Origin of the sequence: Thalassotalea psychrophila (assembly GCF_031583595.1) — a bacterium.
Taxonomy (GTDB): Bacteria; Pseudomonadota; Gammaproteobacteria; order Enterobacterales; family Alteromonadaceae; genus Thalassotalea_A; species Thalassotalea_A psychrophila.
The window spans coordinates 4,384,949-4,399,609 of sequence record NZ_CP134145.1; the positions used below are offsets into that span (position 1 = coordinate 4,384,949).

Below are 14,661 nucleotides of genomic sequence, written 5' to 3' on the forward strand. Positions count from 1 at the left end.
CTAGGAACTAGGAACTAACAAAAGTTTAAATCAGTATAGCTGGTAGTCGAATATTAATATGGTCTTGGGTTTGGGGTTATTAAACCTGTGGCTATACCAATCAGTAATATTAAAACAATAATCGCCGAGAATATTACCCTACGGCCTATATATTTAGACATAGGTGGTTGCTCTGATGAGTTTTTATTCATTATCACCATCGCTCGAAACAAGTTGTAAATCATAAACGCTAAAAAAACAGCGATGAAAATTTTATAAACCAATGTTTTGCCCTTATTTTTATTAATGTTGTAGTGGCTAATTCATGAATACTAAATCTGTTAAAACTTCAGTACTGATATCTTATTTATCTTCATGGCGATTGCCTTGGGTGATCTTTACCTTGCTTGTATTTTCTGGATTAATCAAGCTTAGTCTGTGGCAGTTTGAACGCAGTGATGAAAAACAACAGCGTTTGACCAATATAGAGATACTAAATAAACAACAAGCTCTTGATTTAAATTTTGTACTTGCCGATGTTAATAGCAAAGTAGAAACGCTTAATGACATACCAGTAGCTCTTGAAGGTGAGTTTAATAATCAATATAAGTTCTTAGTTGATAACCAAACTCATCAAGGTAGATTAGGCTATCGGGTCCTACAAGTATTTATAGATGATAGCTCTGGAAAATCCGTTTTAGTTAACTTAGGTTGGATAGAAGGCTCAATCGATAGAAGTTTTATTCCTAACCTAAATGACATTAAAAATCGTCAGAATATCAAAGGAAACATCCGAATTATCGAACAAGGCATTGTTTTAACTGAAGAACAATTAACTAATGATTCATGGCCACAACGCATCCAACAAATAGACATCGAAAAAATATCACAACTAATTAACATTAAGCTCTTGCCCTTTGTCGTTTTCTTAGATAAAAAAGAACATATAGGTTATACAAAAAACTGGCAACCGGTAGTAATGCCACCTGAAAAACATACAGGTTATGCAGTGCAGTGGTTTACACTAGCAATTGCATGGTTGAGCTTAATGATTTGGGCAAGTTATAAAACTTACAGAACCGAAGATTAAACCCAGAACAAAAAAATAACTAAATAAGTACCTAATAATAAAAATCAAAAAAAGGCTCCTAATGACCTCTCCCACAAACAGTCAGCAAAAATCACGACGTACTTTAGTACTCGTATTGGCTGCATTTATTCTTCCTATAGTAATCGCCAAATTAGCATTAGATAATCAATGGTTTAATTATGGCGTAACAAATCAAGGGCAATTGTTAGAGCAGCCCCTCACTTTAGAGGAAATAGGCCTTGAAAAAGCAGACATTAAGCAATGGTTTGTCATTTATTCTTTGCCTGAAAATTGCGACGAACATTGTCAACAGACCTTAATGGGTATCGAACACGCTTATTTAGCACTAGGTAGAGAAACACCACGTGTAACTCCTATTGCGCTAAGTAATTCTCCGTTTAACGCAGAGCAGCTGCAACACATAAACGATAAGCATTGGCGTGTTATTGATACTCCAATTTCAGCACAAAATGCGCTGTCATCAACCCAAATTTATGTGGCAGACCCATTAGGTAATATTGTTTTAACTTACAGCCAGCCTGCTAGTGTTGAGGATATTCCAGCCTTTGGTAAAGCCATGTTAAGTGACTTGAAGAAGTTATTAAAATACTCGAGGATTGGTTAATGCACAATTCTATGCAAACTCGCCAGCAAAGTGCGAGTACCCGTAAATTAGTCTTTGTTGCAATTTTATTAGCATTAGTGGTTATTACACTTGGCGCATACACCCGTTTAACCCACGCCGGTTTAGGTTGTCCAGACTGGCCAGGCTGTTACGGTTTTATTGATGTACCTGAAACTGCCGACAAAATTGCCATGGCAGAATCAGCGTTTCCTGAACGCCCGGTAGAACCTGCAAAGGCATGGAATGAAATGATCCATCGCTACTTCGCCGGCGCTTTAGGATTATTTATTGCCGCAATATTTATCTTTTCATTTAAACATCGCGATAAAGGTTTGCCGTTATTTTTGCCGTTAATGTTGGTGTGTACGGTAATATTCCAAGCAGCACTTGGTATGTGGACAGTCACCATGAAGCTTATGCCAATTGTAGTGATGGGACACTTGCTAGGAGGGTTTGTCACCTTATGCTTGCTGTATTTGCTCTACCTTCGTCTTTCATCCTCGCGTGTACCGGGTGGAGACTATAACTTACGCAAGTATCAAACTTTTGCTTTTATTGGTGTGGTAATTCTTACTTTACAAATTGCCCTTGGTGGTTGGACATCAAGTAATTATGCCGCTCTGGTATGTACACAACTGCCAATTTGTCAGGACGGTTGGATGCAGCAGCTTACCTTTGCAAATTCATTCGATTTAATTCCGCCAGAGCGTGATACCTATGAATTTGGTTTTTTAAGTCATGCCGAGCGCATTACGATTCATGCCATGCATAGAATTGGTGCAATTGTAACCACGCTTTATATCGCCTGGTTAGCAATTAGTGTGTTTCGCAATGCACAATCAAGTTTCTTCAAAACTAACGCCATATTCATTGGCTTTATTTTAACCTGCCAAGTCGCCCTTGGCGTAAGCAATATTGTTTTTACTTTACCGCTTCCAGTCGCCGTAAGTCACAACGTGGTGGCAGCACTGTTAATGTTAAGCATGATCCATTTAAGCTATAGCTTAAAACGAAAAATTTAGGAGCTAAAATGAGTAAAGCAAGCGTAGATACCCTTGAAACGATAGCAATAGATACTAGCCCGGTTTCTTGGCGAGAATATTACGAAATAACCAAGCCGAAAGTTGTGGCTTTATTGGTGCTAACGGCATTAGTAGGTATGAGCTTATCTGTGCCTGGTGCAATTCCATGGCAAATCCTTTTCCCGGCAATGTTAGGGATAGGTTTATTATCCTCTGCTTCTGCTGCGATAAACCATATTGTTGATCAAAAAATTGATGCCATTATGGCGCGTACACATAATCGTCCACTACCTAACGGTCGAATCAGTAACAAAAATGCGATTACTTTTGCCGTCGCGTTATCGGTGATCGGTTTTATCATGCTTTATGCATTAGTTAACCCATTAACCGCTTGGTTAACGTTTTCAGGTTTAGTCGGCTACTCGGTAATTTATACGTTGTATCTGAAACGAGCCACGCCGCAAAACATCACAATTGGTGGTTTAGCCGGTGCGATACCACCATTGCTAGGTTGGACAGCAATGACCAATGAAGTGCATCCTCATGCATTGCTTTTAGTGTTATTAGTGTTTGTTTGGACACCACCTCACTTTTGGGCACTAGCAATTCATCGCCGTGATGATTACGCGAAAGTAAACATTCCAATGTTACCGGTTACCCACGGTATTACCTTCACTAAAACGCAAATATTGTTGTATACCATTTTATTATTTATTGTTGGTTTAATGCCGTATTTAGTGGGTATGAGTGGTTGGATTTATCTTGTTGGTGCTTGCGCCTTAAATCTGGCATTTTTTGCTTATGCATGGAAATTAAAGTTTAATGCGGAAAAAGATACAGCAATGAAAACATTCAGGTTTTCAATTATACATTTGATGGTGTTGTTTGTTGTTCTTTTGGCTGACCATTACATTTTACCAAAGGCAGTATTCTAATAGATATGAATAAACTATTAATTATCATTTTGGCTGTAGCATCTGCAGCCATTGGTGCATTTGTTTACCAAACGCATTTTATTAATCAACAGCCTGAGCATGCATTGCTGTATCAACAACCGCGCACCATCGCCAATTTTGAATTAACCGATCATAACGGTAATACCTTCGGCAATGAACAGCTTAAAGGCAAATGGACGTTATTCTTTTTTGGCTATACTTCGTGTCCAGATGTATGCCCTGTAACGTTACAAGAACTGAATTATATTTACCCGCAATTAAAAGAATTAACCGACAATAAAATGCAAGTCGCTTTAGTAACTGCTGATCCTAAACGCGATACGCAAAAAAAATTGAATAGCTACATTCGTTATTTTAATGAAGAATTTTTTGCACTACGCGCTGGCCATGAGGTGTTATTCCCCTTTGCTCGCAGCTTAGGCTTAATGTATGGCATTGTTGAAGATACTAGCGATGAGTACTATCTAGTAAACCATAGCGCATCAATTATTTTGACCAATCCTAATGGTAAAATTCAGGCAATATTCAAACCAGTGCAAACCGACCCAATGGCGATACCAAGTATTGACTCAGAGCTAATGCTGAAGGATTTTGAGATAATATATAATCACTCGAACCTTTAATATTACCAGCCCTACTACAAAAGGATTTATGATGAAAAAAACATTCTTTGCACTACTGCCTTTGTTACTTGTTTTGCACGTTTCTGCAAAGAGTGATTCTGACAGTGAACATGCAAAAAAAACCTTAGAAATTTATACTAAAGTAATCTCTATCCCTACAGTTGCCGGCAGAGGTAAAGTCCCAGAGATGGCTGCTTATTTAGCCGATGAATTTTTAGCGGCAGGATTTAGCGACGAAGATATTAACATTATCCCTAAGGGTGAAACAGCTGCTCTAACTGTTCGATATCGTGGTGATAACAGCTCGGGTAAACAACCTATTTTATTAATTGGTCATATGGATGTCGTTGAAGCTTTGGAAAAAGATTGGCAACGTTCACCATTTCAACTGACTAAAGATGACAACTACTTTTATGGTCGTGGCACGGTAGATAACAAGCTTGGTATTACCATGATGACTGCCGCTTTTATTCGCTTGAAAAAAGCCGGTTTTGTGCCAAACCGAGATTTAATCATTGCCTTTTCAGGTGATGAAGAAACGAGTATGGAAACAACAAAGATGTTAGCCCATAACACGCCAGAACTTGCTTCTGCAGAGTATGCTTTAAACTCTGACTCAGGAGGCGGCGATCTAGATGTAAATGGCAAAGCCATTGCCTATTTAGTACAGGCTGCAGAAAAGACTTACGCAACCTTTGAACTTACCGTTAAGAATGAAGGTGGTCACAGTTCACGTCCACGCAAAGACAATGCCATATACGAATTAATGTCAGCACTGAATAATATCCAAAGTTTTCAATTTCCGGTGATGTCTTCGGCAATGACACTTAAATTCTTTGAAAAATCCGGTCAACAACTCGGCGGTGAACTCGGCCAAGCGATGATAGATTTTGCTAAAAACCCCAGTGATAAAAAAGCATCGGATTTACTAGCCAATGAACCTTCATATGTGGGTACCACACGCACTACATGTATTGCAACTATGCTAAGTGCAGGACATGCGGAAAATGCTTTACCGCAATCTGCTACCGCCACAGTCAACTGTCGCATATTCCCGGGCGTTAAGGTCAGTGACGTTAAAAACACCCTACAACAGGTAGTGGCTAATAGCGGGGTAATAATTGCAACACTCGATTCACCGATTGAAAGCCCCATATCAGAACTGCGACCTGATGTAATGGCTGCTGTCGCTAAAGCTGTGCATATTCGTTACCCGAAAGTAGAAATTATGGGTGTTATGGAATCTGGCGGCACCGACGGTATGCATTTTCGTTCAGCCGGAATTCCAACTTGGGCGATGTCTAGTGTGTTTATGAACCCTGATGAAATGTTTGCCCACGGTTTGGACGAGCGATTACCAATAAAAGCTTTTTATGATGGTTTAGATCATTGGACAATTATTATAAAAACCCTGACCAGCCCTCAAGTTAAGGATTAGCATTAATAGTTACAATGGATTGAGTACTTAACCTTGAAAACCGTCAGCTTTGCCCTTATCTTTTAGGTAATAAAATATCATCCTTGATATTGTATCGATAATATTTGAGCTAGCACAAATGGTACTAGCATAAGTTGCACTATTATTGATAAAATCAGTAGCAATATAGTTTAAGAAATAAAGAGCAGAATTAAGATGGGCAGAGCTTACCAAAACCGTAAAGCCGATATGGCGAAAACAGCGGGTCAAAAAACTAAAGTTTATTCAAAATACGGCAAAGAAATTTACGTAGTAGCAAAAAATGGTGGTTCAGATCCAGATAACAACCTAGCATTACGTCGCTTAATTGAAAAAGCCAAAAAAGATCAAGTGCCAACACATGTAATTAACAATGCTATAGATAAAGCTAATGGTGCTGGTGGTGAAAACTATGAGCCAGCTCGTTATGAAGGTTTTGGTCCAGGTGGCTGTATGGTAATAGTCGATTGCCTTACCGATAACACCAACCGTACAATCAAAGATGTACGCCAAGCATTTACCAAAACGAATTCAAAAATTGGTGGAGTAGGCTCAGCATCGTTCATGTTTGATCATCAAGCATTATTCGTGTTTAAAGGCGATGATGAAGATGCAATTTTAGAAGTACTAATGATGGCAGATGTAGATGTTACTGACGTTGAGCATGAAGATGGGCTAATTAGCGTCTACGCACCGCACACAGAATTCTTTAAAGTGAAAACAACATTATCTGAAGAAATGCCCGACGTTACTTTTGAAATGGAAGAGATCACTTGGATCCCGCAAGATTACAAAACAATTTCTGGTGAAGATGACATTGCCGCATTTGAAAAATTCATGGGCATGTTAAACGACAGCGATGATGTACAAAACATTTATCACAATGCTGAAATAGAACAATAATAATTAGGGTCAAATCTAAATCATCTCAAAAGGGGTCAGTACCCTTTACTATTATAAATAGTAAAGGGTACTGACCCCTTTTAATTTGTGCGCTGTTTTATTAGTTATATATCTAAACCGTAACTTCTAAGAATTTCTGTTTCTTCATCAATGATTTTTGTAAATATTGGTAATGCGTGCACTCTATCAATATAAGCGGCAACTTTGGGCCACTTATTAGCATCACATTTAACCTTGCAATGCTTCAGTAAAACTAACATACCGCCTACAACTAAGTCCGCTAAAGTAAATTGCTCGGCAACTAAATAATTACTATTTAGTTGCGTTTCTAAATAAGTAAAGATCTCGGGGATCTCTTCGTTAAGCGCCAAATCGATATCAGACTGTAATGGTTCACGGTTGAAAAAGGCTCTGGCTAAATACATCTCAGCAAATAAATGTCCACCTAGTGCAGCTACCATTTTACTACTCGCATATTCTGCAAACCACATTGCTCTGGCAGCAGCAATATTATCTTTCGGAAGTAAGGCTGGCTCGGGATACTCGCGCTCTAAAAAATTCAAAATAACAGATGAGTCAGTTATATAGTCATCACCAAAAGCCAGTAACGGTATTTGCCCCGTAGGGCTGTTATCAATAAAAGCCTGCGGTTTTTCAGGGTTGAATGGAAACACTTGAATGAGCTCATAATCCAACTGCTTGAACGCTAATGCTAACCGTACTTTTCTAACAAATGGTGAAGGCTCTGCACCATATAAAATTAATGAGGTCATAATTATTCCTTAAATAAATTGTTAATCTGTATACCAACTACCATCGGCTTTGGGCACAAACCAAGGTTTTGAATACCAGTAAAATCTACCTGATTTTGAAATACTTGGGGCGGTGCAATTACTACGGTTTCTGCCTGGCTTAAAATTAGCATCAAAACTCATGGTAAAACTCTCCTTACCTTGCCAAGTAATTTCCGCTTTACCACCTCCAGCAATAAAACAAGCAAGCATATTCGGATAAAAGTCATTAAGGCTTACTTCAACAGTTTTTTCTGGTTGTTCGCCGAAAGGTACTATCGTTTGTGCTCGTTGGCTTTTTGCTGATACATTAAAAGCCAATGAATTTAGTTTATCTTTTAGCGGTCCAAGTTGGTCATAAGGCATCGATGCCGGAAAACGAGGTATGGCAGTAATATCGGTAGTGTCGCCTACCGGACCCGATTGCTGGGTAAATACAGCATAGCCCATTGATGCTAATTCTTGCTGAGCTTGCGGGGTATACTCGCCATATGGCAGAGCAAAATATTTCCAATTTTGATCTAATTTGTCCTTAATTATCTGTTCAGATTGTTCCAGCTCATCGAGCTTTTGTGTCAACCATGTTTGTGCTTCAACTCCTTTAGGGGTTTTAATTAAAGAGTCGTGTACTAAACCATGATTTGCAATAAGTACCCCGTCATCTGCCATTTGTTTTATTTGCGGCCAATCTAAATAAATGCCACTGTTATTTGGCACCGTATTCGGATTAATAAACATAGTGTATGGGTAGCCAAATTTTTGTAATAACGGGTGACCGTTATATAAAATATCGCTGTAACCATCATCAAAGGTGATCACCACAGTTTTATCTTCTAATGGCTGTTTAGCTTTTAACTTATCAACCATTTCATTTAATGCTATTACTTTAAAGCCGTTATCTTTTAAGTAGTTAAGATGTAGCTCAAACTGCTTTGGGCTTATTGAAGTGCTTTTCGGCGTTGTTTCACTTACATGGTGATAAACTAAAATAACCGTTGCTTGGGCAAAATTTGGTACTAAAGTCATTAATAGAGCAATTAATATTTTTTTCATAGGTGCTTGTAGGAAGACTAGGGTTTATGTCTTATCAGAATAGAGTCATTCAATTGATTTTGCTAATAAAAAGCTGATTATTTTTACTTCAGCTAAGTTTAATTATTAATATTTTTTATCGTTACATTGTATAGCCTTTTACATCGCATTAATAAAACCAACAACCAGCAAAACTCCACAAGTAGAGTGAATGCCAATAACAAATAAAGTTGATTAAAAATTAAAGTAAGCACTAGCACTGAGGCTGTACACAAATGCAGATAAAAGAGTTTTTTACCGTGTTTCGGGGGTAAAAACTGATGCATGTTAGGTAGCAATTGCATCAAAGAAAAGTCGAGAAGACAACGCTGTTGTAGGTGAGTATAAGACAAAAAAGGCATAATTTTTAACATCATGCCAAGAATGATAGAAATCACATATAAGAAGATCACCATGGCTGCTAACGTTAATGTTGGTTGCTCTACCCCTAAGGCCATTAGTAATTTCTCTGGCAGTAAATAAAGTATAAATACAGTGATAAGCGAAACTGCCGATAAACGCCAAAAATTTACTGTTGTATCAGGGATCTTGCGTTTGCGTAAACTCAATAAATAACATAAATAACCGATGAATAAGCTATTCACTAATAGCAGTAAAAATACTAATTCTTGCACATGCCCCTCGCTGAACATTACCAACAATAGCAATACGCTTATGAGCTTAGGCAAATAATTACGTATCCTTTCATTAAATTCTGGTGCGACATGAAACATTGGAATAATTTGAAAACTAACAGCAATTATCAACAACGAAAACCAACCCGCGATCCCCCATATGGCGTGCATATCAGTGATATATTTATCGAAAGAAATGATCTGCCAGCCTAAGTTTCGCGCCACCATCAATAAACCTAAAATTAAAGTAAATAAAAGTGCGCATAGTGCAAAGCGGATGGTGATTATGCTGCTACCTTGGCTTAATTTTTTTACCAATACCGAAATCAAAGCCACAAGATATATGCCATAGCCAATAAAGAGGAGAATAATTGCTGCTATTGTTAATGTAGAAATTGGCCAAATAAAACTCGTGATTAAACTAAATGTTCCAATTACGTGGAATATTAAAAACGTATTAGCAACCTGTTTTACTTTCGGTATACCAATGCCACCAATCACCGGTAAAATTTGTAACAACGCCCCCATCATTACTGTTGTAATAAAGCCTAGGGTATAGCAATGGGTGATCGCCAGCATATTCGGATGCCAACGACTTTGCCACACTTCAGCACCGGAAATAAGTATTAAAAAGGCACCACCAAGCGCAAATAATACGGCACAAACAAAGAACCGAAATATGATATTAATTTCGGGTAAAGCGGAAAAGTTAAGGCCACTTAGATTCATTGCAGATCAGATGTTGGTTGATCTGTTTTATTAAGTAACTGCTGGCTAAATTTACTTTGATCTGTTGCACGATAAATAAAAATTTGAAATTGCTGATCAGTTAATTTTTTACACTGAAAGGCCCAACCAGCTGCGGCAAGCTTTTCGTATAAAGGAAACGGTTCGCGGCGGTGAAATACCAGCAAGTATTCGTTTACTTTCAACCTAGCCAATGCGGTTATAATTTCAGTCATTGGTTCAGGCGGTTCTAGCTCACTTACATCTAAATAAACTTGCTGCATTTACATTACCTACTGCACATCAATCGCAGTGTTGCTTCAATTGTGCTGTCATTTGTTCAGTATCACTGATATTTTGCTGACACATAGGATAAAGCATCATTTCCTCTTTCATATTATGCTGTTGCATTAATACCATTAATGTTTCTGAAAAGCCGAGGAAGTCTTCACTATTTTTCTCAACTAATGATTTATTTAACGATGTCAGCAAGCCACGCATTTGTTCATGCTCCATGCGCATAACTTGGGTAGGACCAGAAGTCATGCCTGTTGCCTGTTCAAATTCAGGAAAAAGTATCTGCTCTTCTGCCTGTAAGTGCAGCTCAAGTTCTCTGGTAAAAGTTTGCCACTTTTGCTCAGCCAAAATCCAGTTTTCTTTTGCAACTTCAGCTTCTGCTTCAGCAAAAATATCATCGCAATGGCGGTGTTTATCAGTCATATAATCGGGGATAGCATTCATCTTCAATTCCTGAGAGTTCAATTTAAGTAACAGCTTGATTGCACTTTACCTTCATTACCGTTTACAACTTTGACCTATATTAAGGAATGTTAAATTTCAGTTACTATTTTTAAAATTTCAAATAAAATGGAATCATTATTCATAGCTATTTGTTCATCAGATCCCGTATTATACCAAGTCCATTAATTCTAATAATAAAAAATAATTATTTTCAAATTTTAAAACTAAGGTGAGTTTTTGACAGCAAGTAAGCAACAACAGGAACGAAAAGCGTTATTCGCCCTCGCCATTCCAATGATTTTATCCAATATCACGGTGCCATTATTAGGTCTAGTTGATACTGGCGTAATTGGCCATTTACCTGAAGCGTACTTTCTAGGAGCCACCGCCGTTGGCGCAATGATTATCACCTTTATTACTTGGTTTTGTGGTTTTCTTCGCATGTCTACCTCGGGCCTTGCTGCGCAAGCTTATGGTAGTGAAGACAGGCAACAGATTCTCCTAGTATTAAGCAGAGGCCTAGTTGTTGCTTTCATAATCGGTCTGCTAATGATTGTTCTACAAACCCCTTATATAAATGCCTCTTTATGGTTGTCTGGTGGTAGTGAACAGGTGCAGTTTTATGCTCGTCAGTACACTGAAATAAGAATATGGGGTTTCCCTGCTGCTTTAGCTAATTTAGTAATTTTAGGTTGGTTATTAGGTTTGCATAAAGCCAAGTTCGCTATGTGGCTGTTAATCGTTACTAATGTTGTTAATTTAAGCCTAGACCTACTGTTTGTTTTAGGTTTTAACTGGCAAATAATGGGCATAGCAGTAGCCACTTTAATTGCCGAATATTCAAGTTTGATATTAGGTTTATACTTTGTTGCTAAAACTCTAAATGTTCACCATAAAGATTTAATTAAAACCTTAGCAAAAACGAAAAATACATTGTTCAACAAAGTATCATTTAGCCCTTACTTAAAACTTAATCGCGATATTGTTATTCGCACACTGTGTTTAGAGATCTGCTTTGTATTTATAACCTTTCAAGGTGCAAGACTTGGCGATACGGTAGTTGCTGCCAATGCTATTTTACTTAATTTCTTATTACTCATTTCCTTTGGTTTAGACGGAATTGCTTACGGCGCTGAAGCAAGAGTTGGGCGAGCAAAAGGCGCCAAAGACTCATCAGCTTTATCGCTTGCTGTAAATACGGCATTAAAATACAACTTTATGTTTGCGATTATTTATAGTCTTTTCTTTTACTTATTCGGTTTAGAGTTTATTAAACTTTTATCTGACATACCTGAGGTAGTAGCCTATGCTAGTGAGTTTCTTCCCTGGATTGTTGCATTGCCGGTATTAGCTTGTTGGTGTTATTTATATGACGGAGTGTACATCGGTTTAACCGAAGCTGCTGTGATGCGAAACTCAATGCTAGTCTCAACATTCGCTTTTTTCTTCCCATGTTGGTTTATTTTACAAGGATACGGAAACCACGGTATTTGGGCTGCTTTTTGTTTATTCATGATGGCGAGAGGAATTACCCTTTTCTACCATTTTCACAACAACAAAGACCGGTTAGGCAAAAATTAAATAAGGCGTTCAGCTAAATGTTTATCACACTAACATTGGTAATAGTGGCAATGATTATTGCCTTACTAATATTAACAAAAGTGCTGCACCTGCCACGAAACGTTGCAGTGCTGTTTTTTTCCATGCCATTGCTAATGTGTATTGCTCCTACCATTACATTCATCGGCGGAATACTCGCCAGTAAAATGGCTCCGGATCCAAGTTTAGCAACACTGCCACTGACCATAATGATATTAGGAGTGGCGGTTAGTACTTTTTTAGTCTCCAACTTGTCTAGTAAATTGGGGCGAAAGACAGCAACTAACATTGGTTTTATCATTGCTATTATTGGCACGTTAATCGCTTCATACAGCGCTATAGTAGCCAGTTTTTATTTGTTTATATTTGCCACGTTTTTAATGGGTTCAAGTCTGGCCTTTGCACAGCAAATGCGCTTTGCCGCCTTAGAAAGTGTTAGCCCAGATAATGCAGCGAAAGTGATTTCTGCGTTAATGCTCTCAGGTATCTTTGCTGCCATGATAGGCCCTGAAATAGCATTAATGGCGAAAGACTGGATAGCAGCCCCACACGGTTATGCAGGATCATTTGTAGGGTTATTAATTTTATTGGTGATTTCTCTACTTGTTTTTCAATTGTTTACTGATCCTAAAGTTGAAAAAAGTGACATCCAAGATGAACCTGAAAGGCCGCTTAAGATAATAATCAAACAACCTATTTTTATTATAGCCCTACTATCGGCAGCAATTGGCTATGGCTTGATGAGTTTCGTTATGACAGCAACGCCTCTAAGCATGCATGCTATGGATGGTCATTCGTTAATGGATACTAAATGGGTTATTCAAAGCCATATTGCTGCGATGTTTTTACCTTCTTTATTTACAGGTGCGTTAATTAAACGATTCCATTCTGCTAATGTTTTATTTGTTGGAACGATAATGTTTGCAGTGGTGACAATTGTTGCTTTAAATGGCCAACAAGTAATGCATTATTGGTGGTCGATGGTTTTACTTGGCATTGGTTGGAATTTTTTATTCATTACTGGCACAGTATTATTACCTGAAAGTTACCATGGAAGTGAGCGGTTTAAGGTACAAGCACTAAATGATTTTATTATTTTTACCGTTCAAGGTTTAGCATCTTTATTAGCTGGTTGGCTTCTATTCACACAAAACTGGACAATACTAATCTATAGCACATTGCCATTTATAATTATTATGTTGTTAGTGAGTTTTTGGCATTATAAAAACCGAGAAAATATTAAATAAGAGATATTTCACAGTTAAAATTTATAGGCTGCAAAAGCACCTAATAGCCCTGCATTGCCAACAAATACGGCATCACCTTTTAGGTAAACATATTCTATACCCAGATCAAAATTTTGGTTAACTTTATACGAGAGTTTATTGCATAACCGTATTGACTCTTTACTTAAATTATCTTCCGCAATAAGCCGCAAAGGGTGACCTTCAGGTAAAGGAAGTGTGGTAAGTTTACGATTCCATGTATATTCCAAAGCACTATCCCATGAAATTTGATCGGTTAGCTTAAAACTGGTTTTTAATGCTAAGGCATAACCATTATCGCCTTCAAAGTCTTCTAAGCCCGGCGACTTCAATGTGCCATATATTTTGGTTAAATAACCGGTAACTAGCTGGCCTTTTATTGGTAACCCGAATCCTACACCGTAACGATACTTGGTCTCTGTAGCTCCATGCTTATAAGAAAGTTCATCATAACCCACAAAGAGCTTTATCGGCTTAACACCAGTATTTAACATCATGTTGGCTACGATCTGCTGACCATCTTTGTTGGTGGCATTTTTTAAACCATGATGCGCAATTAAATGAGTTGCCCCCCAAGTAAATTGGCTTTTGGCTTCAACAGAAGTAATAGCACTGTCATCAACACCATTAAAACTAGGATCAAGTTTTTTATAGTCACTATCTTTTGCGCCATTTTGAACAGTATAAAAACCAGACTTTAAGGAGAATTGACTTTGTTGATAGCCAAAGGCGTTTGGTGATTGCTCATTTGATTGCGCAACAGCAAGGGGTAAGCTAAGTAACACAATAACTATCGTAAATTTGGTCTTCATTAAGCTGGTCTTTATACTAATTTCAAGTCTGTTTTCTCGATACTAAACAAGCAAAAAAAAATTAATAGAATAAAGTGCCAAATTACAAACAAATAACAGCAAAGAAAAATTAAGCAAACAAAGAATACAAAAGTCTTACAAAAAGGCGCTAAAACGGGGCGTATTGTGATTTTCAAGGGTATATGAATGCAGTATTCATAAGGGTTAAATAAGTGGTCCCTGCGATTTGTATTCCTTCTTCCATGAAGTTACAAATCTACTGCCGTTTTCAACATGGAAGTTGTATATGCCGTGATCGCATTTTCAACATGGACGTTGTATATTAGAGCAATGCAAGGAGCAATTGCCGAGGATGCGTAAGAACGGT

16 protein-coding genes are annotated in these 14,661 nt (G+C 37.8%); 9 read left to right on the plus strand and 7 right to left on the minus strand.

Going from position 1 to position 14,661, the window contains the following annotated elements; all coding sequences use genetic code 11:
- Positions 1-53 precede the first annotated feature (53 nt).
- Positions 54-263 (minus strand): DUF2909 domain-containing protein, encoded by a 210-nt coding sequence (locus tag RGQ13_RS18230; RefSeq protein ID WP_348391152.1) that lies wholly within the window; start codon positions 261-263, stop codon positions 54-56.
- A 41-nt stretch (positions 264-304) separates the two neighbouring features.
- Between RGQ13_RS18230 and RGQ13_RS18235 the strand changes: the two genes are divergently transcribed.
- The 7 genes from RGQ13_RS18235 (at position 305) to RGQ13_RS18265 (ending at position 6,654) form a co-directional block, all read left to right on the plus strand.
- On the plus strand, positions 305-1,069 hold the full coding sequence (locus RGQ13_RS18235; protein WP_348391153.1) for an SURF1 family protein: 765 nt from the start codon (positions 305-307) through the stop codon (positions 1,067-1,069).
- A gap of 61 nt (positions 1,070-1,130) precedes the next feature.
- Positions 1,131-1,694: a hypothetical protein gene (locus RGQ13_RS18240; protein WP_348391154.1), complete on the plus strand. Its 564-nt coding sequence runs from the start codon at positions 1,131-1,133 to the stop codon at positions 1,692-1,694.
- A complete protein-coding gene (locus RGQ13_RS18245; protein WP_348391155.1) occupies positions 1,694-2,716 on the plus strand; it encodes a COX15/CtaA family protein in 1,023 nt (340 codons plus the stop codon). Before RGQ13_RS18240 ends, RGQ13_RS18245 begins: the two co-directional genes overlap by 1 nt.
- An 8-nt stretch (positions 2,717-2,724) precedes the next feature.
- Positions 2,725-3,651, plus strand: a complete 927-nt coding sequence (cyoE, locus tag RGQ13_RS18250; protein WP_348391156.1) for a heme o synthase — start codon at positions 2,725-2,727, stop codon at positions 3,649-3,651.
- A gap of 5 nt (positions 3,652-3,656) precedes the next feature.
- Positions 3,657-4,295 carry an SCO family protein gene (locus RGQ13_RS18255; protein ID WP_348391157.1) on the plus strand — a complete coding sequence of 213 codons (639 nt, stop codon included), beginning with the start codon at positions 3,657-3,659 and terminating at the stop codon, positions 4,293-4,295.
- 28 nt (positions 4,296-4,323) lie between these two features.
- Complete coding sequence (locus RGQ13_RS18260) at positions 4,324-5,733, plus strand: M20/M25/M40 family metallo-hydrolase (protein WP_348391158.1); 1,410 nt, start codon at positions 4,324-4,326, stop codon at positions 5,731-5,733.
- Positions 5,734-5,928: 195 nt separating this feature from the next.
- Positions 5,929-6,654, plus strand: a complete 726-nt coding sequence (locus RGQ13_RS18265) for a YebC/PmpR family DNA-binding transcriptional regulator (RefSeq protein WP_348391159.1) — start codon at positions 5,929-5,931, stop codon at positions 6,652-6,654.
- A 104-nt stretch (positions 6,655-6,758) separates the two neighbouring features.
- Here the strand turns inward: RGQ13_RS18265 and RGQ13_RS18270 are convergent, their stop codons facing one another.
- From RGQ13_RS18270 to RGQ13_RS18290, 5 genes are all read right to left on the minus strand, one after another.
- Positions 6,759-7,427, minus strand: coding sequence for a glutathione S-transferase family protein (locus tag RGQ13_RS18270; protein WP_348391160.1), 669 nt, complete (start codon positions 7,425-7,427; stop codon positions 6,759-6,761).
- 21 nt (positions 7,428-7,448) lie between these two features.
- Positions 7,449-8,498, minus strand: coding sequence for a polysaccharide deacetylase family protein (locus RGQ13_RS18275; RefSeq protein ID WP_348391161.1), 1,050 nt, complete (start codon positions 8,496-8,498; stop codon positions 7,449-7,451).
- 98 nt (positions 8,499-8,596) lie between these two features.
- Positions 8,597-9,880: a hypothetical protein gene (locus RGQ13_RS18280; protein WP_348391162.1), complete on the minus strand. Its 1,284-nt coding sequence runs from the start codon at positions 9,878-9,880 to the stop codon at positions 8,597-8,599.
- Positions 9,877-10,161 (minus strand): DUF2249 domain-containing protein, encoded by a 285-nt coding sequence (locus RGQ13_RS18285; protein ID WP_348391163.1) that lies wholly within the window; start codon positions 10,159-10,161, stop codon positions 9,877-9,879. Before RGQ13_RS18285 ends, RGQ13_RS18280 begins: the two co-directional genes overlap by 4 nt.
- Positions 10,162-10,180: 19 nt before the next feature.
- Positions 10,181-10,618, minus strand: a complete 438-nt coding sequence (locus tag RGQ13_RS18290) for a hemerythrin domain-containing protein (protein ID WP_348391164.1) — start codon at positions 10,616-10,618, stop codon at positions 10,181-10,183.
- Between the two features lie 237 nt (positions 10,619-10,855).
- Between RGQ13_RS18290 and RGQ13_RS18295 the strand changes: the two genes are divergently transcribed.
- Positions 10,856-12,199, plus strand: a complete 1,344-nt coding sequence (locus RGQ13_RS18295) for an MATE family efflux transporter (RefSeq protein ID WP_348391165.1) — start codon at positions 10,856-10,858, stop codon at positions 12,197-12,199.
- Positions 12,200-12,216: 17 nt separating this feature from the next.
- On the plus strand, positions 12,217-13,464 hold the full coding sequence (locus RGQ13_RS18300) for an MFS transporter (RefSeq protein WP_348391166.1): 1,248 nt from the start codon (positions 12,217-12,219) through the stop codon (positions 13,462-13,464).
- 14 nt (positions 13,465-13,478) lie between these two features.
- Here RGQ13_RS18300 and RGQ13_RS18305 read toward each other — a convergent pair whose 3' ends face one another.
- Positions 13,479-14,294 carry a hypothetical protein gene (locus RGQ13_RS18305; RefSeq protein WP_348391167.1) on the minus strand — a complete coding sequence of 272 codons (816 nt, stop codon included), beginning with the start codon at positions 14,292-14,294 and terminating at the stop codon, positions 13,479-13,481.
- Positions 14,295-14,661: the final 367 nt, after the last annotated feature.